Below are 22,854 nucleotides of genomic sequence, written 5' to 3' on the forward strand. Positions count from 1 at the left end.
ACAGCGGCCCGTAGGAGCCCGCCTCAGGCCCAAAGTCCCAGAGAAGTCCCACGGGTGCCGCTGCACCCCTTCCTGACCCGCTTCATTGCAGGTCAGAGAGGGTGCGGCGGCCTTCGTTGCTCAGATGTCGCGGAAGATCTCGATCTGCGCGCCCACCGAGTTCAGCCGCTCCGCCAGCTCCTCGTAACCCCGGTTGATGACATACACATTGCGCAGTACGGACGTGCCCTCCGCCGCCATCATCGCCAGCAGCACCACCACAGCGGGCCGTAGCGCCGGCGGGCACATCATCTCCGCCGCCCGCCAGCGGGTCGGACCCTCGACCAGGACCCGGTGGGGGTCCAGGAGTTGGAGGCGGCCGCCCAGCCGGTTGAGGTCCGTCAGATAGATCGCCCGGTTGTCGTAGACCCAGTCGTGGATCAGCGTCTTGCCCTGGGCGACCGCCGCGATGGCCGCGAAGAACGGGACGTTGTCGATGTTCAGGCCGGGGAACGGCATCGGGTGGATCTTGTCGATCGGCGCCTCCAGCTTGGAGGGCCGCACGGTCAGATCGATCAGCCGGGTACGGCCGTTGTCGGCGGTGTACTCCGCCGTACGGTCGTGGTCCAGGCCCATCTCCTCCAGCACCGCGAGCTCGATCTCCAGGAACTCGATCGGCACCCGGCGGATGGTGAGTTCGGACTCGGTGACCACCGCGGCGGCCAGCAGGCTCATTGCCTCGACCGGGTCCTCGGAAGGGGAGTAGTCGACATCCACGTCGATGGTGGGCACGCCGTGCACGGTCAGCGTCGTCGTCCCGACGCCCTCGACCTTGACGCCCAGCGCCTCCAGGAAGAAACACAGGTCCTGGACCATGTAGTTGGAGGAGGCGTTGCGGATGACGGTCACCCCGTCGTGCCGGGCGGCGGCCAGCAGCGCGTTCTCGGTCACCGTGTCCCCGCGCTCGGTCAGCACAATGGGGCGTTCGGGAGCGGTCGTGCGCTCCACTTTCGCGTGGTAGAGCCCCTCGGTCGCGGTGATGTCGAGGCCGAAGCGGCGCAGCGCGATCATGTGCGGCTCGATGGTCCGCGTGCCGAGGTCGCAGCCGCCCGCGTACGGCAGCCGGAAGGTGTCCATCCGGTGCAGCAGCGGCCCGAGGAACATGATGATCGACCGGGTCCGGCGCGCCGCCTCCGCGTCGATGGCGTCCATGTCGAGCTGGGCGGGCGGCACGATCTCCAGGTCCACGCCGTCGTTGATCCAACGGGTGCGCACTCCGATGGAGTTCAGCACCTCCAGCAGCCGGAAGACCTCTTCGATACGGGCCACCCGGCGCAGTACCGTACGGCCCTTGTTGAGCAGCGACCCGCAAAGCAGCGCGACACAGGCGTTCTTACTGGTCTTGACATCGATGGAGCCGGACAGCCGCCGGCCTCCGACCACCCGCAGGTGCATGGGCCCGGCGTAGCCGAGAGAGACGATTTCGCTGTCGAGCGCCTCACCGATGCGCGCGATCATCTCAAGGCTGATGTTCTGATTGCCGCGCTCGATGCGGTTCACGGCGCTCTGGCTGGTACCGAGCGCTTCAGCGAGCTGCGTCTGTGTCCAGCCCCGATGCTGACGGGCGTCACGGATGAGCTTGCCGATGCGTACGAGGTAGTCGTCTGCCATGGCCGCAGGCTATCTCAGATATGAGATGTGATCGTGTTGGGGTAGGCCATCAGAGTGACAGGCTGTGGGCAACCGGGTGTCGTGGCTCGTACAGCGTTAGTTCGGCCCCGCTCGGCATCCGTACGGCGGCCAGTACGCCCCACCCCTGCTCGCTCGGCTGTCGTGAGATTTCCACGCCGCGCTCCTCGAGCGTGGCGAGTGTCCGCTCGAGGTCGTCGCACATCAGATAGAACTCCGCCTTCGGCTGATCGCCGGTGGGATGAACGGCGACCTCCGCCGGCGGCAGTTTGAAGATGAGCCAGCCGTGCCCGGCGTCGACGTGCGGAAAGCCGAGAACATCCCGGACGAAGGCCCGGTCGGCATCCGCGTCCTGGCTGTAGAGGATCACATGCGCGCCGCTGAACATGCTCCGATGCTGAGTCGGGCGCGAGGGGCGGGCAAGTCCTGTGCCACCGAACGGGCAAGTCCGGTGTATCGGTACGTCGAGGTACAGGGACCGGTCGAGGTCCGGGCATGACCGGGAAGCGGTCATGTACTAGAGTTATCTCGACATCGAGATATCTGCCGAAGGCGTACCGCAGCCGCCGTCCGATAAGGGTTACCTAACTAAGTCTTACCTTAGCGGATCGGCGAGAAGTCGTGGCGGCAGCATTGAGGTAGTACGCGCACATTGATGAAGGAGACTGTCGTGTCGGCGAACAGCTTCGACGCCCGCAGCACGCTGCGCGTGGGCGACGAGTCGTACGAGATCTTCAAGCTGGACAAGGTCGAGGGCTCCGCGCGCCTCCCTTACAGCCTGAAGGTGCTGCTGGAGAACCTGCTCCGCACCGAGGACGGCGCGAACATCACCGCCGACCACATCAGGGCGCTCAGCGGCTGGGACTCCCAGGCGCAGCCCAGCCAGGAGATCCAGTTCACGCCGGCCCGCGTGATCATGCAGGACTTCACCGGTGTGCCCTGCGTCGTGGACCTCGCCACCATGCGTGAGGCCGTCAAGGAGCTCGGCGGCGACCCGGCGAAGATCAACCCGCTCGCCCCGGCCGAGCTGGTCATCGACCACTCCGTCATCGCCGACAAGTTCGGCACCAACGAGGCCTTCGCCCAGAACGTCGAGCTGGAGTACGGCCGCAACAAGGAGCGCTACCAGTTCCTGCGCTGGGGCCAGACCGCCTTCGACGAGTTCAAGGTCGTCCCCCCGGGCACCGGCATCGTCCACCAGGTCAACATCGAGCACCTTGCCCGCACGGTCATGGTCCGGGGTGGCCAGGCCTACCCCGACACCCTCGTCGGCACCGACTCGCACACCACCATGGTCAACGGCCTCGGCGTGCTGGGCTGGGGCGTCGGCGGCATCGAGGCCGAGGCCGCGATGCTCGGCCAGCCGGTCTCCATGCTCATCCCGCGCGTCGTCGGCTTCAAGCTGACCGGTGAGCTCAAGCCGGGCACCACCGCCACGGACCTCGTCCTCACCATCACCGAGATGCTGCGCAAGCACGGCGTCGTCGGCAAGTTCGTCGAGTTCTACGGTGAGGGCGTCGCCGCCACCTCGCTCGCGAACCGCGCCACCATCGGCAACATGTCGCCGGAGTTCGGCTCCACCGCCGCGATCTTCCCGATCGACGACGAGACCCTCAAGTACCTGAAGCTGACCGGCCGCAGCGAGCAGCAGGTCGCGCTTGTAGAGGCGTACGCCAAGGAGCAGGGCCTCTGGCTCGACCCGGCCGCGGAGCCCGACTTCTCCGAGAAGCTCGAGCTCGACCTGTCGACGGTCGTCCCGTCGATCGCCGGCCCGAAGCGTCCGCAGGACCGCATCGTGCTCGCCGAGGCCGCGTACCAGTTCTCGCAGGATGTTCGCAACTACGTCGAGGACGACGACGAGGCGGGCAAGGAGTCCTTCCCGGCCTCCGACGCCCCGGCCGCCACCGACGGTGTGCCGACCCGGCCGACGCTGGTCACCGCCCCCGACGGTTCGACGTACGAGATCGACCACGGCGCCGTCACCGTCGCCGCGATCACCTCCTGCACCAACACCTCGAACCCGTACGTCATGGTCGCCGCCGCGCTGGTGGCCAAGAAGGCGGTCGAGAAGGGCCTCACCCGCAAGCCGTGGGTGAAGACGACCCTGGCGCCGGGTTCAAAGGTTGTGACCGACTACTTCGACAAGGCGGGCCTGACCCCCTACCTCGACAAGGTCGGCTTCAACCTCGTCGGCTACGGCTGCACCACCTGCATCGGCAACTCCGGCCCGCTGCCGGACGAGGTCTCCAAGGCGGTCAACGACCACGACCTGGCCGTGACCTCGGTGCTCTCCGGCAACCGTAACTTCGAGGGCCGGATCAACCCCGACGTCAAGATGAACTACCTGGCCTCCCCGCCGCTGGTCGTCGCGTACGCCATCGCGGGCTCCATGAAGGTGGACATCACCAAGGACGCGCTGGGCACCGACCAGGACGGCAAGCCGGTCTACCTGCAGGACATCTGGCCCACCGAGGCCGAGGTCAACGAGGTGGTGGCCAACTCCATCGGCGAGGACATGTTCAACAAGTCCTACCAGGACGTCTTCGCGGGCGACGCGCAGTGGCAGGCGCTGTCGATCCCGACCGGCAACACCTTCGAGTGGGACCCGCAGTCCACCTACGTGCGCAAGCCCCCGTACTTCGAGGGCATGACGATGGAGACCACCCCGGTCTCGGACATCGCCGACGCCCGCGTGCTCGCCAAGCTGGGCGACTCGGTCACCACCGACCACATCTCCCCGGCCGGTGCGATCAAGGCCGACACCCCGGCCGGCAAGTACCTCACTGAGCACGCCGTGCAGCGTCGCGACTTCAACTCGTACGGCTCGCGCCGAGGCAACCACGAGGTGATGATCCGCGGCACCTTCGCCAACATCCGTCTGCGCAACCAGATCGCGCCGGGCACGGAGGGCGGCTACACCCGCGACTTCACCGTCGACGGCGCCCCGGTCGTCTTCATCTACGACGCCTCGCAGAACTACCAGGCCGCCGGCATCCCGCTGGTCATCCTGGCGGGCAAGGAGTACGGCTCGGGATCGTCCCGCGACTGGGCCGCCAAGGGCACCGCGCTGCTCGGCGTCAAGGCCGTCATCGCCGAGTCGTACGAGCGCATCCACCGCTCGAACCTCATCGGCATGGGCGTCCTGCCGCTGCAGTACCCGGAGGGCGCGTCCGCCGAGTCCCTGGGTCTGACCGGCGAGGAGGCCTTCTCCTTCACCGGCGTGACCGAGCTGAACAACGGCACCACGCCGCGCACAGTCAAGGTCACGACCGACACGGGTGTGGAGTTCGACGCGGTCGTCCGTATCGACACCCCGGGTGAGGCGGACTACTACCGCAACGGCGGCATCATGCAGTACGTGCTGCGGAACCTGATCCGCAAGTAATCGGTCAGGCACCCGAAAGGGCAGCACGACAAAGGGCCGCACCCCCGTCACTGGGGTGCGGCCCTCGTCGCTGCTCGGCCCGCCGAGGTCCGCACGCTGGGATCCACAGCTCCGCGTCCACCTCCGTGCCGTCCGCGGACAGCCGGGTGAGCAGGATCTCCGGCCCGGCCTGCTCCGGAATGGGTTGGACGGGAACCACTGCGTGAACAGAACTCGCTGTACTTCTTCGGGTCGCCGGTATCCAGGGCATTCCTGCCCGCTTCAGTGAGGATCGGCCCGGCGCCGTCGAGGGTCTGCGCGATGGCGACCCGCATGCTCTGGGATGCGACTTGGTACTGGCCGTTGTTGTATGCGCTGGCCCGGCAACGTTACGCAACCTCCGACGCCAGGCGAGCAAGGGGCGCGCTCGACCGTGGGATAGCACTGTATGAAGCTATCCGGCCGGAAGTGGCCGTGGAGGAGGCCGAGCACGAAGGCACCCTCGAGACCTACCGCCTCATGCTTGAGCTCAGGATCGAACTCGTGATGAAGGACGGCTGGATGGACCAGTCACTCGACCTGATCGAGCGCAGCAAAGCCAGACTTGGTCCGAGCAGTTGGTCGCCCGGTACGGCAAAGAAGTGGACGAGCAGCGACCAGTTGACGCAGCCTCGGTCACTGGCCCGAAGGCAGTCATGCTCAACTACTTCGTCGGCCCGAACACCACCTTCGTGGCCTACAACAGGCCTGGCCGGCCCTCTGTGCTGCAGCTCGACCTGGCAGAAAAGGGTCTGCGAGAACTGACGGACCGATTGACCTCCCAGATGCTTCTGTGGCCAAGCCGGTCCGGGGCGGCCGCCGAGGCCTGGCGTCTGGTCCTCGGCGCTCTCCTGCTCGGGAAGCTGGACCTTGCTGGTGCCCAGACAGTGTTCGCTTTCCCGACGGGCCGCTATGGGACGTCCCCTTCACAGCAATGCCGACTCTGGACTATACCGACTACTTGGGAGCGGCAGCCACGGTCATCGTGGCGCCCACGCTCCGGGTTCTTGGCCAGATACAGCGGCGCAAGAAGCCACTCAGCGGCCCGTCGTAGTGGCGGAAGGTCGCGCGCGGCGATCCCGCGGCCGGGCCAGCTTACGACCCCATCCTGGGTACAGGCAGGCAGGTCGGCGGTCTTCAGCTAATCGTCTGTGGCGTGTGATTGCGAGGGCGGGAGATGCCGCTAGAATTGCTGGTGACGCCCTCTTTCGCCGGGGGCTCTACTGAGCATCCCGGACTGTCAGGAATTCGAGCAGTAGAGAGAACAGGCGGTGGACGGCGTGCCGCTCCTGCTCCCGGTCCAGTGCCGTCCAGTGCCGGATCCCGGCGTCCGGGAACGCCTCCTCAAGGATCAGCGCAATCCAGTTGAGACTGGTCTCTTCGCCCTTCCGCGCGACCAGCCACTCGTTGAACCCGCGCAGCAGGCCGCCGGAGCGGCCCAGGTCGAACCCGACGAGGAACGTGACGGTCGGATAGTAGGTACCGTTCAGACCGTAAATTCCCGGCCGGGCACGAACCTGCTCGATGAACTCTTTGTCATTCATGGGTGTCTTCAGAAGCCGAATTGAGGACGCCGCCGGAACTGCGGCGGCGTCCTCACCTGGGTTTGCCTCCCCTACTCCTGCTCGTTCTCAGGGGCGTGCAGCGCGTGGTATTCCGCGTACATTCGGGCCAGTGCCGCAGTGTCGCCCCGTACGTCCAGGAATTCGAGGACGAGTGAGAAGAGATGATCCACAGCCCGCTGGTCCTGCTCCGGCTCCAGACGTCCCCAGTTCCGGAGGCTGACGCCAGGGAGTGCCTCCTGAAACACGAGCGCGTACCACACGAGGCTGGAGCGTTCGCCCTTGCGCACGATCAGCCACTCCCTGAAGCCCCGCAGCAGGCCGCCGTCCCGGGCCAGGTCGAACCCGATCAGGAGCATGGCGGTCGGGTGGTAGGTGCCGTTCAGGCCGTACATGCCCGGCCTGGCGCGGAGCTGTTCGATGACCTGCTTGTCGCCCACGCGGCTCCTAGAATCCGAAGTTGATGACATCGGGCCAGTCCCACTTGGCCTTGTACTCGGCGATGGTCTCACCGCCTCGTCCTGTAAAGCCGTCATAGACCCGGCCGTTGTGCACGACCACGACGTGTTCAAACCAGAAGCTGTCCTGCCCCCGGTAGCCACCGAGGCCGTGCTGGCCCGCCGGCTTGATGGTGATGATCTCGCCGGCTCCCAGGCTGTCACGGATGCGCTGGGCGCATACGCCGCAGTCACTGGAATCGGGGATCTTCGACTTGTCCCTGGGCAACCCCGGGACATTGTGCTCGAAGCACGGAACGTCCGCGGACGAGGTCAGCGCGGTCCGCGCCACTCCGGCGGACCTGACGGCGGACCTGCCGACAGCGTTGCAGCCGCGCTTCAGGAGCTTCAGGCTGTCGTATGCCTTCTCCAGCGCCTTCAGTTTGGCGCCGATGAGGACGTCGGCTGCAAGGCCTGAGCAGTGCTCGAAGTCCTTCTCGTCCAGGCAGGCTTCGAGTTCGCTGAGGCCCGTGAGTTCCTTGGTGACGCCCCACAGGTGGTTCATGGCGTCTTCGAACTCGTCGCCCATGGAGAGGATGTCGCACTCGATCTCGTTGTGCTGGCACCAGCGGGCGAAGCCCTGCGGGTCGCAGGGGACGAACCCCTGGCCGCAGCGGTACATCTCTCGGGCGCGCGCCCCCGCGTCGTTCTTCGCATTCTCCTTCGCCTCGATCGCGGCCTTGCGCCGGGCTTCTTCCTCCTCTCGCTGCTTCTTGACCGCGATGGTGAACGCCTCGGTGGCCGCCTTGAGCGCGGCCTCCGCGTCCTCGCCCGCGGCGATCGCCGATTTGCGTGCCTCGTCGGCGGCGACCCATGCGCTGGACGCCGACGCCTGGGCCATCTCCGAGGAGAGGGTGGCGTCAGCGGCTGACCTGGCCGCGTCGTCGGCGGCGATATTGGCCTGGTTCGCCGCGTTGCGTGCGGTCTTGGCGGACGCGGCGGCGCTGGCCGCTGACGCCTCGGCGTCCTTGGCGTGCTGAGCGGCCTGGGCGGCGTATCCCTGTGCCTCGGTCGCTGAAGCGCTGGCCTTCTGCGCCCACTCGTTGGCCTCGGCGGCCGCCTTGCGGGCGAGGGCGGCGACCTTCTGGGCGGTTGCGGCGTTCTGCTGCGCGGTGGCGGCAATCTTCGCTGCGTCCGCGATCAGTTTCTGGACCTGGGCCACGTGGGTGGCGGCGAGGTGGTCCTTGCGCTGTGCCTTGTACTGGCCGGAGACGATGAAGGCGTGCAGTGTCTGCGGGGAGCCCTCCAGAGCGATCCGGGCGGCCGACTTAACCTCGGGGCCGCCGGTGGAGACCAGCTGGGCCGCCCTGACCCGCTCGTCCTGCGTCCGCGCGGTGAACTGCGTCTTGACCAGGAACTCGCTGTACTTCTTCGGGTCGCCGCTGTCCAGGGCATTCCTGCCCGCGTCGGTGAGGATCGGTCCGGCGCCGTCGAGGGTCTGCGCGATGGCGACCCGCATGCTCTGGGATGCGACTTGGTACTGGCCATTGTTGATGAACTCGGTGATGGTGGCGGCGTCGCCGTCGAGGGCGGCCTCGGCCGCGTCGCGTACCTCCTTGACCTCGCTCTCCTCGGCGAGGCGCTCGACATACGAGCGGTCGTCCTGCTCCTTGGCGGTCTTCCAGCCGTTGCGCAGGTAGTCGATGACAACCTCGTCGGGGCCGGCCAGGGCGGCCTCGGCCGCGGCACGGCCCCATGCCGTGCCGTTCTTCATCGTCAGTACGGCCAGCTTGCGGCCCTTGTCGGCGACGGCCTTGAGGTCGGCTCCGGGCTCGGCGGCCTCGGCCACCAGCCGACCCTGCTCGGCGTCCCGGTCCTTGACCGCCTGCTCCAGTGCGACCAGCCCGGCGGTCCTGGCGGCGTCGGCCGCTTTCTGGTCCTTGGCGCGCTCGATACCGGCGTTGGTACGGCCCAGCAGTTCCTCGGCCTCCACCTCGCGGGCGAGTGTGTAGACCTGCTGCGCCTTGAGCACGACGTTGGTCGACACCATCGCGGCCTCAGTGGCCGCATTGGCGTGCGCGGTGGACTTGGCGGCAGCCGTGGCGGCATCGCCCGCGTGCTCGGCCGCCTCGTCGGCTGCCGCGGCTGCGTTGTTGGCGTGCGTCGCGGCTGATCTGGCGGCGTCGCGCGCCTCGCCCGCGGCCGTGGCGGCCTTGCGGGCCAGGGCCTCGGCGGCGGACGCGGCACGGTTGGCCTCGGCGGCGTGGCGCTTGGTGGCCGCGGCGGCGGCGCGCGCCTCGGCGGCGGCCGCGCTGGAGTCGCCCGCGTAGTTGCTCGCCTCGATCGCGGCGTTGGCGGCGAGGTTCGCGTTGGCGCCAGCGCCCGCGGCGGAGCGCGCGGCGTCTCCGGCGGCAGTGGCAGCCTTGGACGCCTGATCGGCGGCGTCGGCGGCGAGATTGGCACCCTTGGCGGCGTTACGGGCGTTAACGGCGGCCACACGCGCGGCATCCGCGTTCCTCGCGTCCACCGCTGCATCAGCGGCCGCGTTTCGGGCGCGGGATGCCGCCTGGGCGGCACCGGCCGCCGCAGCGGCCGCCTGGGAGGCGGCATTCGCGGCGACGCGAGCCGAGTTGTTCGCGGCGCGGGACGCGTCAATCGCCTGCTGCGCCGCGGCGGCGGCCTGGGACGCGGCCTTGGCGGCCCGGCTCGCGGCGCGCGCGGCCTTGGCGGTGTCGTCCTTGGCGGCCTCGGCCTCGGACGCGGCCTTCAGCGCCGCTGCCTTGGCGAGCTGTGCAGCCTCGATCGCCTTGGCGGCCTCCGCCTTGGCGGCCTCGGTCTCCTTGGCGGCCTGCCTGCCCGCTTCCTTCGCCTGCTCGGCGAGCTGGGCGACAGTGGCGTGCTCCTGGTCCTTGTCGCGCGCGACAAACTGGCCGACCTCCAGGAACTCCCGGATGTCCGCGGCACTACCGTTCAGCGCGATGCGCCCGGCCGCCTTCACATTGGTGCCGCCCACGCTGATGATCCGGACGAGCTGTACCCGCTCGTCCTGCTCACGCTGGGTGTACTGCCCCTCTCGGAGGAACTTCCTGACGTCGTCCGTCGTGCCGTTCAGTGCGGCGCGCCCGGCCTCCTGCACGATGGGCCCGCCCGCGCTGATGATCTGGGCCACCCGGACCCGGTCATCCTGCTCCATCGGAGCCTCCCAGCCCCAGCTGAGGAAGATCTCCAAGTCCTCCTGGGTTCCCGCGAGAGCCGTACGGGCAGCGGTCAGCACCTCCGTACCGCCGACGCTGGCAAGCTGGGCAGCGCTCACCCGCTCGTCCTGGAAAGCCAGTTCGTCCACGGCCGTGAGGAACGCCTGCACGTCGACGTCGCTGCCGGTCAGTGCCGCCTCGGCGGCCGCCTTGACGCCAGGGCCGCCCGCCATCCAGTAGTCAACGACCCGGCCACGGTCGGTCGGAGTCGCCTCCGCCAAGGCGGCGATCTGCCCGCTGTCCAGGGAAGGTTCCTCGGCCACGGCGGGGGTGGAGCCCAGCAGGCCCACGATCAGCGCCAGGGGCAGCAGGCTCAGGCTCAGCGCGCGTATCGCATGCAAGGCCCTCCCCGCGATGCCCGGCCCGTGGATTCTTCGCTTCACAAGACACTCATCTCGTTTACCGGCACCGTTACGCTGCCGAATATTGGTGACGCGAGATCATAAGCGGACGGGAGTGCCGTGTCATCGAGATGCATAGCCGAAGCAAGGAGATGTCAACTCGGCTTGTGCATAGACCTGTTCGCCCGCAGACCCTGAGACCCTCCCTGTGTGACGCGCGACACGTTCTAGGCTGGGGGTGTTGGGCTATTCTTCAGCGGCACTCTGACTATCAATCAGCTGTGCGGGGGGCAGAGTTCCGGGGGGACAGGGTTTTCGGGCTTTGGCGTCGCCGCGCGCTGCCCGGAAGGACCCCTCGGTGATATCTCGCTTTCGTCGGCGCCTGCTTGCCGGCTTCATCGGCACTCTCGCCTCCCTGGCCGGGGTGTCCACCCTCGCCTTTGCCGCGGCCTCCCCGTCCTCGGACCCCGCCAGCCGCCCGGCCGGGGACATCCCCCCGCTCGCAATCGAGGACTACACATACCCGAACGCCGCGCAGATCCTTGCGGACAAGGGCATCCTTTTGAAGAAAGGTGATGGCCAGATTCTGCTGGCCGAGTGCGGCCAGACGGCAAACCAGATCAAGGTGTTGACCGTCAAGGATGATTCGGCGGGCCGGGACGGCACCTACTGTTTCCAGGCCACCGCCGCGACCGGTTATCTCACGCTGGAACTTCCCCGGGTGTTCGCCCTGGAGACCACGGAGCACCCCATCAGCGCGGACCTGACCGCCAACGGCGAGACCAACACCGTGCAGGTGCCCAAGGACGGCTTCGAACCGGTCGGTGAAGGCACCGTCGGCGGTGCCGCGTCCGTCCTGGTTGAGATCCGCGTTACCGGCTGACCCGCGACTCCCCCGTCCTCTTCCCGCACAGGTATGACTAAGGAATAGCACGTGCCTCCCAAGCGTTCACGCGCGGCATTCACGACCGCGCTTCTGGCGACCACTCTCGCGGCCGGGCTGCTCACCACGCCCGTCCACGCCGTCTCCGGTACCCCAGCCGCCGACAACACCTATGCGTTCACCGCGAAGCTGGACATCGGCGAGGGCGACAGCAAGCGCGCTTGCTCTGCTGCGCTGCTGAACTCGTCGTGGCTGCTCACCGCCGCCAGCTGCTTCGCCGACAACCCGGCCGCAAGCCTTGACGTGCCCGCGGGCGTTCCCGCGCTAAGGACGATCGCCACCATTGGCCGCACCGACCTGAAGACCACAACCGGACAGGTGCGTCTCGTGGTCGACCTCCGTCCGCATGCCGACCAGGACCTGGTGCTTGCCAAGCTCGCCAGCCCGGTCACCGACATCACCCCCGTCGCCCTCAGCGTGACCGCACCCGTAGCAGGGGAGGAGCTGCGGGTTGCCGGACACGGCCGCACCAAGGACGAATGGGTCCTGCCGCGTTTGCACACCGGGACTTTCACCGTGGACTCGGTGAGCGGCACCGAGGTCGCCATCACTGGTAAGGACGGCGCCGCCGTCTGCAAGGGCGACACCGGAGGCCCCGCCTTCCGCGAGGCCAGCGGATCAGTGCGGCTTGTCGGTATCAACACCCGTTCCTGGCAGGGAGGTTGCCTCGGCGCTGACGAGGCCGAGACCCGCACGAGTGCCATCGGCACCCGCGTCGACACACCTGTACTCGCCGCCTGGATCAGGGTCAACGCGATACTCAGGGCGCCCGGCGCTCCGCACGACTACACCGAGACTGGCTCACCGGACCTGCTGGCCCGCGACAGCTCTGGCCAGCTGTGGCTCGAGGACACCCGCTACGACCTGCTCAACAAGCGGTTCACAGGCGTGCCGCGCCGGCTCATCGGCCCTCAGTGGAACAGCTACAACCAGATCGAGGCCGTCGGCGCCGTCGGCGGTCCGGCCTCTGGCGGCTTCGGCGGTACGGGCGTAGGCGATCTCGTCGCGCGGGACGCGTCCGGGGTCCTGTGGCTCTACCAGGGCAAGGGCGACGGCACCTTCGCCACCCGCACGGAGATCGGCCCCGGCTGGCAGATCTACCAGCAGCTCGCCGGAGGCGGCGATCTCACCGGCGACGGCAAGGCCGACCTGGTCGCCACAGATGCGGCGGGAGCTCTTTGGCTCTACGAGGGCACCGGGGACGACCCTGCGCCTTTCGCCCCGAGAAGGAAGATCGGCCTCGCGGGGTGGCAGCACCTCAACCAGCTCAACCTGACGGGCAATATCGCCGGTTCCGCGGCCGGCGATCTGGTGGCTCGCGACACCTCGGGTGTGCTCTGGCTCTACCAGGGCAAGGGGGATGGAACCCTGAGCCCCCCAGTGGAGATCGGCCCCGGCTGGAACGGGTACACCCACATCACCGCCATCGGCGACGGCAACGTCGATGGCAAGCCCGACCTGTATGCGTTCGGCCCCAACGCCGAGACATACTTCTACGAGGGCACAGGCGACGCGAGCGCCCTGTTCCGGGCCCGCTCGGCCACCCCGGTGTTGAGAGACAACTGGCAGACGTACAACCACGTCCTCTGACCCGACAGGCAGCGACGTGGTCCGGCTCCGTGAGGCGGACTACTACCGCAGCGGCGGCATCATGCAGTACGTGCTGCGGAACCTGATCCGCAACTAAGCACGGCAGTACGGCGGAAGGGCCGCATCTCCGGTGACGGGGATGCGGCCCTTCTGTATGAGCTACTGGATCAGCAGTTGTCGGCTCAGAACAGCTTGTTGTAGATGTTGAAGCCGGAGCCGACCTTGGTACGAGCGCTGAACGGGGCACCGGCGTTGCCGGTGCCCTTGTACAGCCACATCGCACCGGCGGCGTCGCGCGCGACGAGGTCCGCACGGCCGTCCAGGTTCAGGTCACCGTTGGCGATGACCTTGTTGTAGATGTTCCAGCCGGAGCCGACCTTGGTACGGGCCGAGAAAGGTGCGGCGGCGTTGCCCGTGCCCTTGTACAGCCACAGCACGCCGGCCTTGTCCTTGGCGACGAGGTCCGCGCGGCCGTCGCCGGTCAGGTCGCCCTTGCCGGTGATGTGCGTGTAGATGTTCCAGCCGGAGCCGGCCTTCACACGCGCGGACAGGGTGCCGTTGAGGTTGCCCTTGTACAGCCAGAGCGCACCGGCGTTGTCCCGGGCCAGGACGTCGTCCTGCGTGGTGCCGCCGAGGTTGCTGGGGGACAGGACCAGGTTGTAGATGTTCCAGCCCTTGCCCACCTCGCGGGTGGTGCCACCGTCGAAGTAGACGTAGCCGGCGGTGTCCCACAGCCAGACGCCGTCGTACTCGCTGTCCCCATTGAGGTCGATCGACGACACGTGCTTGACCGTGTTCCAGCCGGTGTCGACGTAGTCGCGGGTGTTGAAGCCGCCGGTCCCGCTCGGGCCGTAGAGGTAGGCGCTGGCGTTCTTGTCCACACCCCAGAGGAGGAACACCGGGGTGGTGCCGGCCTGCGCCGCAGCCGGCGCGTTCGACGGCTCGGCCACCAGGGCTTCGATGTCGACGTTCTTCAGCGGGGCGGGCACGGGCGTGTCCGCGACGGCGGACCCGGCGGTGGTGCCGACCAGGGCAGCGGCTGTCGCTGCGACGGCGAGACGCGTCAGGAAGCGTCCGCGCTTACGGCCGGGAAGATTGGCCACGTAGTTCTCCATGTGGGTGATGAGGTGCGATGTGCCTCATGAGGTCATCGCAGGATCATCAGGATCGTTGCACAACATCTTTACGAGTCAACGGGTTTGAAGGGGAATCAGCGGGTCCGGGAGGGGGCTACAGGGGGACAAACAGGTCCGCATTCGGAAGAACCGAATGCGGACCTGTCCACTTGTGTGACGAACTCGTAACGTCAGGAGAGCAGCTCGACCTCCGCGAGCGTCCCCGAACCCGTCGCCACCAGCCGGTACTTGGCGTACGTGCCCGGCGTGCCCACCGTGAAGACGCGCGTCTGCCTGTCCCAGGCGAACGACTGGCCCGACCGCTTGTCGAGGTCCTTCCAGACCGTCCCGTCCTGCGAACCCTGCAGCACCCATCCCGCCGGGGCCTTCGCCCGTGCCGACGAGGTGAGGGTGTACTGCACCGCCCGGGTCTTCGACGCCACCGGCAGCTCCGCCGTCTCGAACGCGGCCTCCGTGGCGGAGGCGTTGTCGAAGAGCGGACCGCCGGCCGTGATCACATCGTGGCGCGGTGAAGGCACCTTGTCGTCCTGGGTGATGGAGACCGGGGCGGCGTTCCTGCCCGTACCCCAGGAGGACGGCTTCCGGCCCATCGCGAACTCCAGCGTGCCGCCCCGCGCGATGAGCTGATGCGGCAGAGCAGTGGAGTTCCAGGTCATGCCGTTCACCTTCAGACCTTGGACGTAGATGTTCTTCGCACTGTTCTTCGGGGCCTTGACCACCAGGTCCTGGCCGTTCTCCAGATGCACGGTCGCCTTGGTGAAGAGCGGCGAGCCGATCGTGTACTCGCCACTGCCCATCACCAGCGGGTAGAAGCCGAGCGCGGAGAAGAGATACCAGGCCGACTGCTCGCCGTTGTCCTCGTCGCCGTGGTAGCCCTGCCCGATCTCGCTGCCGGTGTAGAGGCGGGACAGCACCTCGCGCACCTTCTCCTGGGTCTTCCAGGGCTGTGAGGCGGCGTTGTACATGTACGTGACGTGGTGGGCGACCTGATTGGAGTGGCCGTACATGCCCATCCGGACATCACGGGCCTCCGTCATCTCATGGATGACGCTGCCGTACGAGCCGACGAACTCGGGCGAGGCCGTCTCCGGGGTGGAGAAGTAGCCGTCGAGCTTGTCGCCGAGCGCGGAGCGTCCGCCGTAGAGATTGGCGAGTCCGCGGCTGTCCTGCGGGGCCGTGAAGGCATAGCCCCAGCCGTTGGTCTCGGTGTAGTCGTAGCCCCACACCCGCGGATCGTACTTCTCGCTCTCGACCCGCCAGTCGCCCTTCAGATCGCGGCCCTGGAAGAAGCCCGCCTTGGAGTCGAAGAGAGTGATGTAGTTGCGGGCCCGGTTGAGGAAGTACTCCGACTCCTCCTGATAGCGCGCCTTCTTGGTCTTCTTGTAGAGGGCCTGGCCCATCTTGGCGAGGCCGTAGTCGTTGAGGTAGCCCTCCAGCGACCAGGACAGCCCCTCATGGGTCTCGGTGGAGGCGTAGCCGAGGAACGGCGAGGTCTCCATGCCCTTGCGGCCGACGCCCGAACTCGGCGGCACCACCGTCGCGTTCTTCAGCGCCGCCTCGTACGCGGCCTCGGCGTCGAAGTCCACGCCCTTGACGTACGCGTCGGCGAAGGCCACGTCCGAGCTGGTGCCGGTCATCAGGTCGGCGTAGCCGGGCGAGGACCAGCGGGAGATCCAGCCGCCGTCCTTGTACTGCTGGACGAAGCCGTCGACCAGCTCGCCCGCCTTCTTCGGGGTGAGGAAGGAGTACGCCGGCCAGGTCGTCCGGTAGGTGTCCCAGAAACCGTTGTTGACGTACACCTTGCCGTCGACGATCTTCGCGCCGGTACGGGTCGGGGTGTCCGGTCCGGTCATCGGCGAGAACGGGCTCGCGTACTGGTGCTTGGGGCGGGACGTGGTGCCGGTGTTCTCGAAACCGGAGTTGGGATAGAGGTACAGCCGGTACATGCTGGAGTAGAGCGTGGTGAGCTGGTCGTGGTTCGCGCCCTCGACCTCCACCTTGCCGAGCAGCTTGTCCCAGGCGTCCTGCGCCCGGTTCTTGACCCGCTCGAAGCCCGTGCCGGCCGGGATCTCGTCGGCGAGGTTCTTCTTCGCCTGGTCGACGCTGATCAGCGAGGTGGCCAGCCGGAGACCGACGGCGCGGTCCTCGCCCGCGTCGAAGCGGAGGTGGCCGCTGACGCCGTCGGCGCCCGACGCGGTGACCGGCGCGTCGAAGACGCCGTACACGAAGAGCCGGGTGGCGCCGGTGGACAGTCCGCTCTTGACGTCCGAGAAACCGGTGAAGGAGCGGGTGGCCGGATCGAGGGTCAGCCCGCCCTCCTTGGTGACGTTGTCGAAGATGATGCTCGCGTCGTCACCGGGATAGGTGAACCGCATCATCGCCGCGTGGTCGGACGGGGTGATCTCGGCCTTGAGGCCGTTCTCGAAGGTGACCCCGTAGTAGTGCGGGCGCGCGGTCTCCTTCTCGTGCCGGAAGGCCAGGGCGCGCTTGGCGCGGTCGGTGTCCGGTGTGCCCGCCGCCGCGGACGGCATCACCTGGAAGGTCTGCCGGTCGCCCATCCAGGGACTCGGCTCATGGCTGGCGCTGAAGGCCTGCACGGTGGGCAGATTGTCCGCGTTGTTGCCGCGCGCGTACTCGTAGAGCCAGCTCCTGGACCCGGCGCTGGTCACCGGCGTCCAGAAGTTGAAGCCGTGCGGTACGGCGGTCGCGGGGAAGGTGTTACCGCGCGAGAAGGAGCCGCTGGAGTTGGTGCCGCGGGTGGTCGACGCGTAGTCCGAAAGATGGGCGAGCTTCTTCTCGGGAGCCTTGGGCGCCAGTGAGATGTCGTCGATCCAGCCCTGGAACTTCGCCGGGCCCTTGGGGGAGTCGTACGCCACCAGGATCCGGTCGACCGTCTTGCCGGCCCCGACCGAGCCGATCCTGGACGCGACATGGTTCCACTGGTTGACATAGAGCCGCTTGGCGGCACCCTGGCCCTGCGGGGTCAGCAGTCCACCGTGGGAGTCGACGGCCTTCAGGTCACTCAGATAGGTGCCATCGGTGAAGGCGAGGTCCACCGACACATTCGTGGCCGGGTAGTTGAGATCCGTCTCCGGCAGGGACGGGAAGATCCGGTACGAGAGCGCTGTGTCCCCGAGCACGGCCGTATTGACGTCGAAGACCTTGTTGTACGAGTAGGCCCGGCCGTCCGGCTTGTGAGTGCCGGCGTACTTCAGCGCACGCTTGCCGGTGAAGCCCGCATTGGCCTTGGCGGTGGGGGAGCCACCGGGTCCGCGGTCGACCTGGCTGCGCATGTCGTCGGGGGTGGGCGTGCTCGTATCTCCGTTGGAGAACTGCACATCGGCGAGCTGGGTAGCGTCGCCGGCGCCGTTGTTCTTGGTGATCTCCAGACGGTAGTGGGCGTACGCCGTCGCATTCGTGCCGTCGCCGATGTCGTATGTCTTCGTCTCGAAGCGCTTCTCGAAGGTCTGGCCCTCGCGGGAGTCCAGGACCTTCCACTCCTTGCCGTCGGTCGAGCCCTTGAGGGTCCAGTCCCTCGGGTCGCGCTCGGCATGGTCGTTCGCCGAAGTAAGCGCATATGTGACGACCTTGACCGGCTCGTCCGTGTCGAACTCGATCCAGGCGGTGGGCTCGAACCCCAGCCACTTGGTACCCGGCTGCAGATCGACCAGGTTCTCCTTGGTCTCACCGGCGCCGGTGTTCTCGTCGCTGGCGCGAAGCTCGATCACCTTGTCGGTGATGTTGCCTGGTATTCCGCTGGAAAATCCGCCGTCGACACCGGATGACCGCTTCTGTCCATCGGCTCCGACATCTACCGTATTGCGCCAGTCCGGCTGGGGCTCGTCCGCCTCGAAGGACGAGGTGAATTCCCGGTCCGCCGAGGGGGATTGGGCGGACGGCGCGGGCAGTGCGAAGGCGGCCGACGGGGCCGTCATCACGAGCATGGAAGCGGCAGCCACCAGGGCTGCCGCGTGGAATCGTCTCTGCCGATATCTGGGGGTGGGGGTGGGCTGCATCCCGGGGCCTTTCCTCCAGTGGAAGTCGCGATAGACAACGTTGTCAGGCGCGATGCGCAGGCTCCAGTAGGGAGGTAAGTGCCATACGGTGTCAAGGGTGTTGACGGGGTGAGGCGGCCGGATTCATTCGTTCGGCGAAGAATGCTGTGATCGTATGGGCGCGCGCGGGACTCAGGTGTCCGTGAGGTCTCAACTCGGGAAAGACTCCTGCCCAAACTTGCTTTCGATCTTGCTCACCCGATGTGAAGTGGACTATACCTGTCGGCACCCGCATAGCTGTTCCACATGGCAGCGGGCCAGGGGGGACGGGGGACGGCGGACCGGCGTCTGCACAGTGACTGCCGTCCGCCGAAGATCCGTTCCCGCTGCCGACCGTGCACGACCCGAGCTTCACTGAGTTTCCCCCCGGGAAGACACAGCAACTGAACGCGGTGGCGGGGCCCTTCCGCTCAGGCGAGAAGGACGGGCGACCGGTACACCGCCTGAGTCCTGGAGAAGGCGAGGACTTGAGCATGGGATCCACCTCCGCCCACAACAATGAGGGCCTTGGCCGTCGCGATCTGATCAAGCGTTCCGCGGCAATCGGTTTGATCACCGTTCCGACGATGAGCTTCCTGTCCGCGTGTGCGAGCAGCGACGGCGGCAGCGAGAACAAGGTCGAAAAGGGCAAGAAGACCGCCAAGAACCCACTCGGTGTCAATGAGACGGCGCAGCTCGAGGTCGTCATCTTCGACGGTGGTTTCGGCCAGCAGTACGCGCTGGACGCCGAGAAGAAGTACCAGGAGGCCTTCCCGAAGGCGCCGAAGGTCAAGCACCGCGCGACGCAGAAGATCCAGTCGGAGCTGCAGCCGCGCTTCAACGGCGGTACTCCGCCGGACCTGATCGACAACTCCGGTGCCCAGCAGATGGACATGGGCGTCCTGGTCGGCAAGAAGCAGCTCGCCGACCTCACCGCGCTGATGGACGCGCCGTCCATCGACGACCCGAACAAGAAGGTGCGCGACACGCTGCGCCCGGGCATCGTCGAGATGGGCCAGTTCGACGGCGACCCCGTCTGGATCCTCTACTACGCGTACACCGTGTACGGAGTGTGGTACTCCCAGACCGCGCTGGAGAAGCTCGACGCCACGTACCCGGAGACCTGGGACGAGATGCTCGCGCTGTGTGAGAAGGCGAAGAAGAAGGGCATCGCCGGCTGGACGTACGCGGGCAAGCACCCGTACTACCTGCCGTTCTCGCTCTACCCCTTCATCGCCAAGATCGGCGGCCGCGAGGTACTCGACGCGATCGACAACCTCGAGCCGAAGGCCTGGGAGCACCCGGCCGTCAAGGCCGCCTTCGAGGCGTACTACGAGCTCTTCAAGAAGGGGTACATCCTCAAGGGCACGCCCGGCATCGACCACATCCAGTCCCAGACGGCCTGGACCGAGGGCAAGGCACTCTTCATCCCCAACGGCTCATGGGTGGAGAACGAGGCGGCGAAGACCACGCCCGAGGACTTCAAGATGATGGTGGCCGCGCCCACCGGCCTCGACAAGTCCGACAAGCTGCCGTTCGGCACCATCTGGGCGTCCGGCGGTGAGCCCTTCGTCGTCCCGGCCAAGGCGAAGAACGCCGAGGGCGGCATGGAGCAGCTGCGCATCATGCTCAGCGAGGCCTCGTCCAAGAGCTTCACCCAGCAGGTGAAGTCGCTGACGGCGTTCAACGGCGGCACTGACGGCCTGACCCTGTCGACGGCCATGCAGTCCGGTGTCGACGCCCTGAAGAAGGCCGGCGAGAACGTCGTCAACCCGCGCCTGCAGGACTGGTACGTGAAGCTGCAGAAGGAGCAGATCGGCGTCGCCGGTATCGGCGAGATGATGGCGGGCCGAGCGACCCCGGCCGAGACCATCAAGAAGATTCAGGGCTTCGCGGACGCGGCGGCCAAGGACCAGTCCATCAAGCACTACAAGCACCAGTGAGCTCGCGTCACCAGCGGCGGCATTCGCCGGAAGATCGGGGTCGTTAACCATGCAACACGGCAAGTACCGGTTCATTGTGGGGTTCTTGGCGGCCCCATTGGCGTTGTACGCAATCTTCGTCATCTGGCCGTTCATCCAGTCCATTTACTACTCCTTCACGGACTGGACCGGCCTGAGCCCGGACTTCAAGATGGTCGGCTTCGACAATTACAGCCGAATGCTGGACGACGACATCTTCTGGAAATCGCTGCAGCACAGCCTGTGGTTCGCGCTGCTGCTGCCGCTGGTGACGCTCGGCCTCGCGCTGTTCTTCGCTTTCATGCTCAATGTCGGCGGGCGGCGCCGTAAGGGCGCCGCCATCGCCGGTGTGCGAGGTTCGTCCTTTTACAAGATCGCGTACTTCTTCCCGCAGGTGCTGTCGATCGCGATCGTCGCCTTGCTCTTCCAGTTCGCGTACAACCCCAACGAGGGCGCGATCAACGGGGCGTTGCAGGCCGTGGGCCTCGACAGCATCCAGCCGGGCTGGCTCGGCGACCCCGATCTCGCCCTGTGGTGCGTCATGGCGGTCCTGGTCTGGAGCACGGTCGGTTTCTTCGTGGTGCTGTTCTCCGCGGGCATGGCGTCCATTCCAAGGGACTTCTACGAGGCGGCGCTGCTGGACGGCGCGAACCGGTTCACCACCTTCTTCCGGATCACCCTGCCGCTGCTGTGGGACACCGTGCAGTCGGGCTGGGTCTACATGGGAATCCTGGCCCTGGGCGCGGAGTCCTTCGCGGTCGTCCAGATCATGACTGTGGGTCCCGGTGGACCCGACTACTCGACGACGGTGCTCACGCTGTACGTCTACCAAACGGCGTTCCGCGACGGCCAGGCGGCATACGCGACAACGATCGGTGTCGCCCTGCTCGTCGTCACGCTGGCCTTCGCGGCCGTCGTGATGCGGCTCGGTCGGCGCGAGCGGCTGGAGTTCTGACATGAAGACGACTGACACACCGCCCGCCGGCATCGCCGAGGACCGCCCGCAGGTGGTGAAGACGACGATCCCGCCCGCCAGGAAGAAGAAGACTGAGGGGGGCGTCCTCAACGTCTTCTCGCACGGTGTGCTCGTCATCTGGGCGATCATGGTCGTGCTGCCGCTGCTCTGGGCGGTGATGACCTCGTTCAAGACCGACAAGGCCATCTTCACCTCGCCGTGGTCCCTGCCCGACTCGCTGCACTTCGAGAACTGGTCGCGCGCCTGGAGCCAGGCGCACATGAGCGACTATTTCCTCAACACCGTTCTGGTGGTGGGCGGTTCGCTGGTCGGCACGCTGCTGTTCGGCTCGATGGCCGCGTACGTCCTGGCACGCTTCGACTTCCCCGGGAACCGCTTCATCTACTTCCTCTTCATCGGAGGAATGAGTTTCCCCATCATGCTGGCGCTGGTGCCGCTGTTCTACGTACTGAACAACGTCGCCCTGCTGAACACGCTGCACGGCCTGATCCTGGTGTACATCGCCTACTCGCTGCCGTTCACCGTCTTCTTCCTCACCGCCTTCTTCCGTACGCTGCCGAGCTCGGTGGCCGAGGCGGCGCTGATCGACGGGGCCTCGCACACCCGGACGTTCTTCCAGGTGATGCTGCCGATGGCGAAGCCGGGACTGATCAGCGTCGCCATCTTCAACTTTCTCGGGCAGTGGAACCAGTACATGCTGCCGACCGTGCTCAACACCGACCCGGAGAAGAAGGTGCTCTCCCAGGGCCTTGTCGAACTGGCCGTCAGCCAGGGCTACAAGGGCGACTGGTCCGGTCTCTTCGCCGGCCTGGTGATGGCGATGCTGCCGGTGCTCGCGGCGTACATCATCTTCCAGCGGCAGGTGGTCGCCGGTCTGACCGCGGGCGCGCTGAAGTAGGAGCCGCCACGACGAAACCCCGGTCCCCTCTCGCGAGGGCCGGGGTTTCATTTTCCATAACAGTAGCCATGTACATAGTAGCTATGTACTGTATTTTCATGAGCGCGACATACGAGGGCCCCACGCCCGGCTTCCTGGTCTGGCGACTGTCGATGAAGTGGCGGGTCGCCGTGGACCGGGCCGTCGTGCCGCTGGGCCTGACCCACGCGCAGTACTCGCTGGTCGCGTCACTGTTGGGTATGGAGCGCTCGGGAGTTCGGCCCAGCCAGCGACAGCTCGCCGACCACACCGGCCTCGAACCGCTCTATGTGTCGAAGCTGGCCCGCGCCCTGGAGGCAGCCGGTCTGGTCGAGCGCGCCCCGGACCCCGCCGACACGCGCGCGGTCCAGCTGTCGCTCACCGCCCATGGGCGTGCGGTCACCCGGCGCGCGATCACCGTCGTCCAGCGGCTCCTCGATCAGCTTCTGGAGCCGATGGGCGGTCTGGACGGGCCGCGTACTGAAGTGCTCACGCGCGAACTGGCGATCCTGCTCGACACACCACTCGACACACCACTCGATATACCACCCGTCGACATACCTCCCCACTCACCCCACTCACCCGACTCGCCCGACCAGGTCGGCTCACCGGACTTCCCGACAGAGGAGTAGT

At 67.0% G+C, this 22,854-nt stretch carries 15 protein-coding genes and 1 pseudogene; 8 read left to right on the forward strand and 8 right to left on the reverse strand.

Annotated elements, in window-relative coordinates; all coding sequences use genetic code 11:
- Positions 1–120: 120 nt before the first annotated feature.
- Positions 121–1,650 (reverse strand): UDP-N-acetylglucosamine 1-carboxyvinyltransferase, encoded by a 1,530-nt coding sequence (locus tag J7E87_RS06320; RefSeq protein WP_215090775.1) that lies wholly within the window; start codon positions 1,648–1,650, stop codon positions 121–123.
- Positions 1,651–1,699: 49 nt separating this feature from the next.
- A complete protein-coding gene (locus J7E87_RS06325; RefSeq protein ID WP_215090777.1) occupies positions 1,700–2,056 on the reverse strand; it encodes a VOC family protein in 357 nt (118 codons plus the stop codon).
- Positions 2,057–2,323: 267 nt separating this feature from the next.
- Between J7E87_RS06325 and acnA the strand changes: the two genes are divergently transcribed.
- Positions 2,324–5,053 (forward strand): aconitate hydratase AcnA, encoded by a 2,730-nt coding sequence (gene acnA / locus J7E87_RS06330; RefSeq protein ID WP_215090779.1) that lies wholly within the window; start codon positions 2,324–2,326, stop codon positions 5,051–5,053.
- A 4-nt stretch (positions 5,054–5,057) separates the two neighbouring features.
- On the opposite strand, the pseudogene J7E87_RS06335 reads toward acnA, so the two are convergent.
- Positions 5,058–5,269 (reverse strand): annotated as a pseudogene (locus J7E87_RS06335) (hypothetical protein); the annotation flags it as partial.
- Positions 5,270–5,353: 84 nt separating this feature from the next.
- Between J7E87_RS06335 and J7E87_RS06340 the strand changes: the two are divergent.
- On the forward strand, positions 5,354–5,836 hold the full coding sequence (locus J7E87_RS06340) for a hypothetical protein (RefSeq protein WP_215090784.1): 483 nt from the start codon (positions 5,354–5,356) through the stop codon (positions 5,834–5,836).
- Between the two features lie 455 nt (positions 5,837–6,291).
- On the opposite strand, the gene J7E87_RS06345 is transcribed toward J7E87_RS06340, so the two are convergent.
- The 3 genes from J7E87_RS06345 to J7E87_RS06355 form a co-directional block, all read right to left on the reverse strand.
- Complete coding sequence (locus J7E87_RS06345) at positions 6,292–6,615, reverse strand: hypothetical protein (RefSeq protein ID WP_215090786.1); 324 nt, start codon at positions 6,613–6,615, stop codon at positions 6,292–6,294.
- Between the two features lie 71 nt (positions 6,616–6,686).
- Positions 6,687–7,073 (reverse strand): hypothetical protein, encoded by a 387-nt coding sequence (locus tag J7E87_RS06350; protein ID WP_215090788.1) that lies wholly within the window; start codon positions 7,071–7,073, stop codon positions 6,687–6,689.
- Positions 7,074–7,080: 7 nt separating this feature from the next.
- Entirely contained in the window at positions 7,081–10,665 is a 3,585-nt protein-coding gene (locus J7E87_RS06355; protein ID WP_215090790.1) for an ALF repeat-containing protein, read from the reverse strand.
- 424 nt (positions 10,666–11,089) lie between these two features.
- Between J7E87_RS06355 and J7E87_RS34880 the strand changes: the two genes are divergently transcribed.
- The gene (locus J7E87_RS34880) at positions 11,090–11,548 is read left to right on the forward strand and encodes a hypothetical protein (RefSeq protein WP_308312866.1); all 459 of its coding nucleotides are present in this window, start codon (positions 11,090–11,092) and stop codon (positions 11,546–11,548) included.
- Between the two features lie 51 nt (positions 11,549–11,599).
- The gene (locus tag J7E87_RS06365; RefSeq protein ID WP_215090791.1) at positions 11,600–13,198 is read left to right on the forward strand and encodes a trypsin-like serine protease; all 1,599 of its coding nucleotides are present in this window, start codon (positions 11,600–11,602) and stop codon (positions 13,196–13,198) included.
- Between the two features lie 182 nt (positions 13,199–13,380).
- Here J7E87_RS06365 and J7E87_RS06370 read toward each other — a convergent pair whose 3' ends face one another.
- Together J7E87_RS06370 and J7E87_RS06375 are read right to left on the reverse strand one after the other, a co-directional pair.
- Entirely contained in the window at positions 13,381–14,313 is a 933-nt protein-coding gene (locus J7E87_RS06370; RefSeq protein WP_251017016.1) for a VCBS repeat-containing protein, read from the reverse strand.
- 191 nt (positions 14,314–14,504) lie between these two features.
- A complete protein-coding gene (locus J7E87_RS06375; RefSeq protein WP_374195147.1) occupies positions 14,505–18,278 on the reverse strand; it encodes a GH92 family glycosyl hydrolase in 3,774 nt (1,257 codons plus the stop codon).
- Between the two features lie 584 nt (positions 18,279–18,862).
- Here J7E87_RS06375 and ngcE point away from each other — a divergent pair.
- The 4 genes from ngcE to J7E87_RS06395 all read left to right on the forward strand — a co-directional run bounded on the left by ngcE (position 18,863) and on the right by J7E87_RS06395 (position 22,853).
- Positions 18,863–20,311, forward strand: a complete 1,449-nt coding sequence (gene ngcE / locus J7E87_RS06380) for an N-acetylglucosamine/diacetylchitobiose ABC transporter substrate-binding protein (protein WP_215090795.1) — start codon at positions 18,863–18,865, stop codon at positions 20,309–20,311.
- A gap of 49 nt (positions 20,312–20,360) precedes the next feature.
- Positions 20,361–21,284 carry a carbohydrate ABC transporter permease gene (locus tag J7E87_RS06385; protein WP_215090798.1) on the forward strand — a complete coding sequence of 308 codons (924 nt, stop codon included), beginning with the start codon at positions 20,361–20,363 and terminating at the stop codon, positions 21,282–21,284.
- 1 nt (position 21,285) lies between these two features.
- Positions 21,286–22,203, forward strand: coding sequence for a carbohydrate ABC transporter permease (locus J7E87_RS06390; RefSeq protein ID WP_215090800.1), 918 nt, complete (start codon positions 21,286–21,288; stop codon positions 22,201–22,203).
- 98 nt (positions 22,204–22,301) lie between these two features.
- The gene (locus J7E87_RS06395) at positions 22,302–22,853 is read left to right on the forward strand and encodes a MarR family winged helix-turn-helix transcriptional regulator (protein WP_215090802.1); all 552 of its coding nucleotides are present in this window, start codon (positions 22,302–22,304) and stop codon (positions 22,851–22,853) included.
- The last annotated feature ends 1 nt before the right edge of the window (position 22,854 follow it).

This window comes from Streptomyces sp. ISL-1, assembly GCF_018614585.1.
In the GTDB taxonomy this organism is placed as follows: domain Bacteria; phylum Actinomycetota; class Actinomycetes; order Streptomycetales; family Streptomycetaceae; genus Streptomyces; species Streptomyces maoxianensis.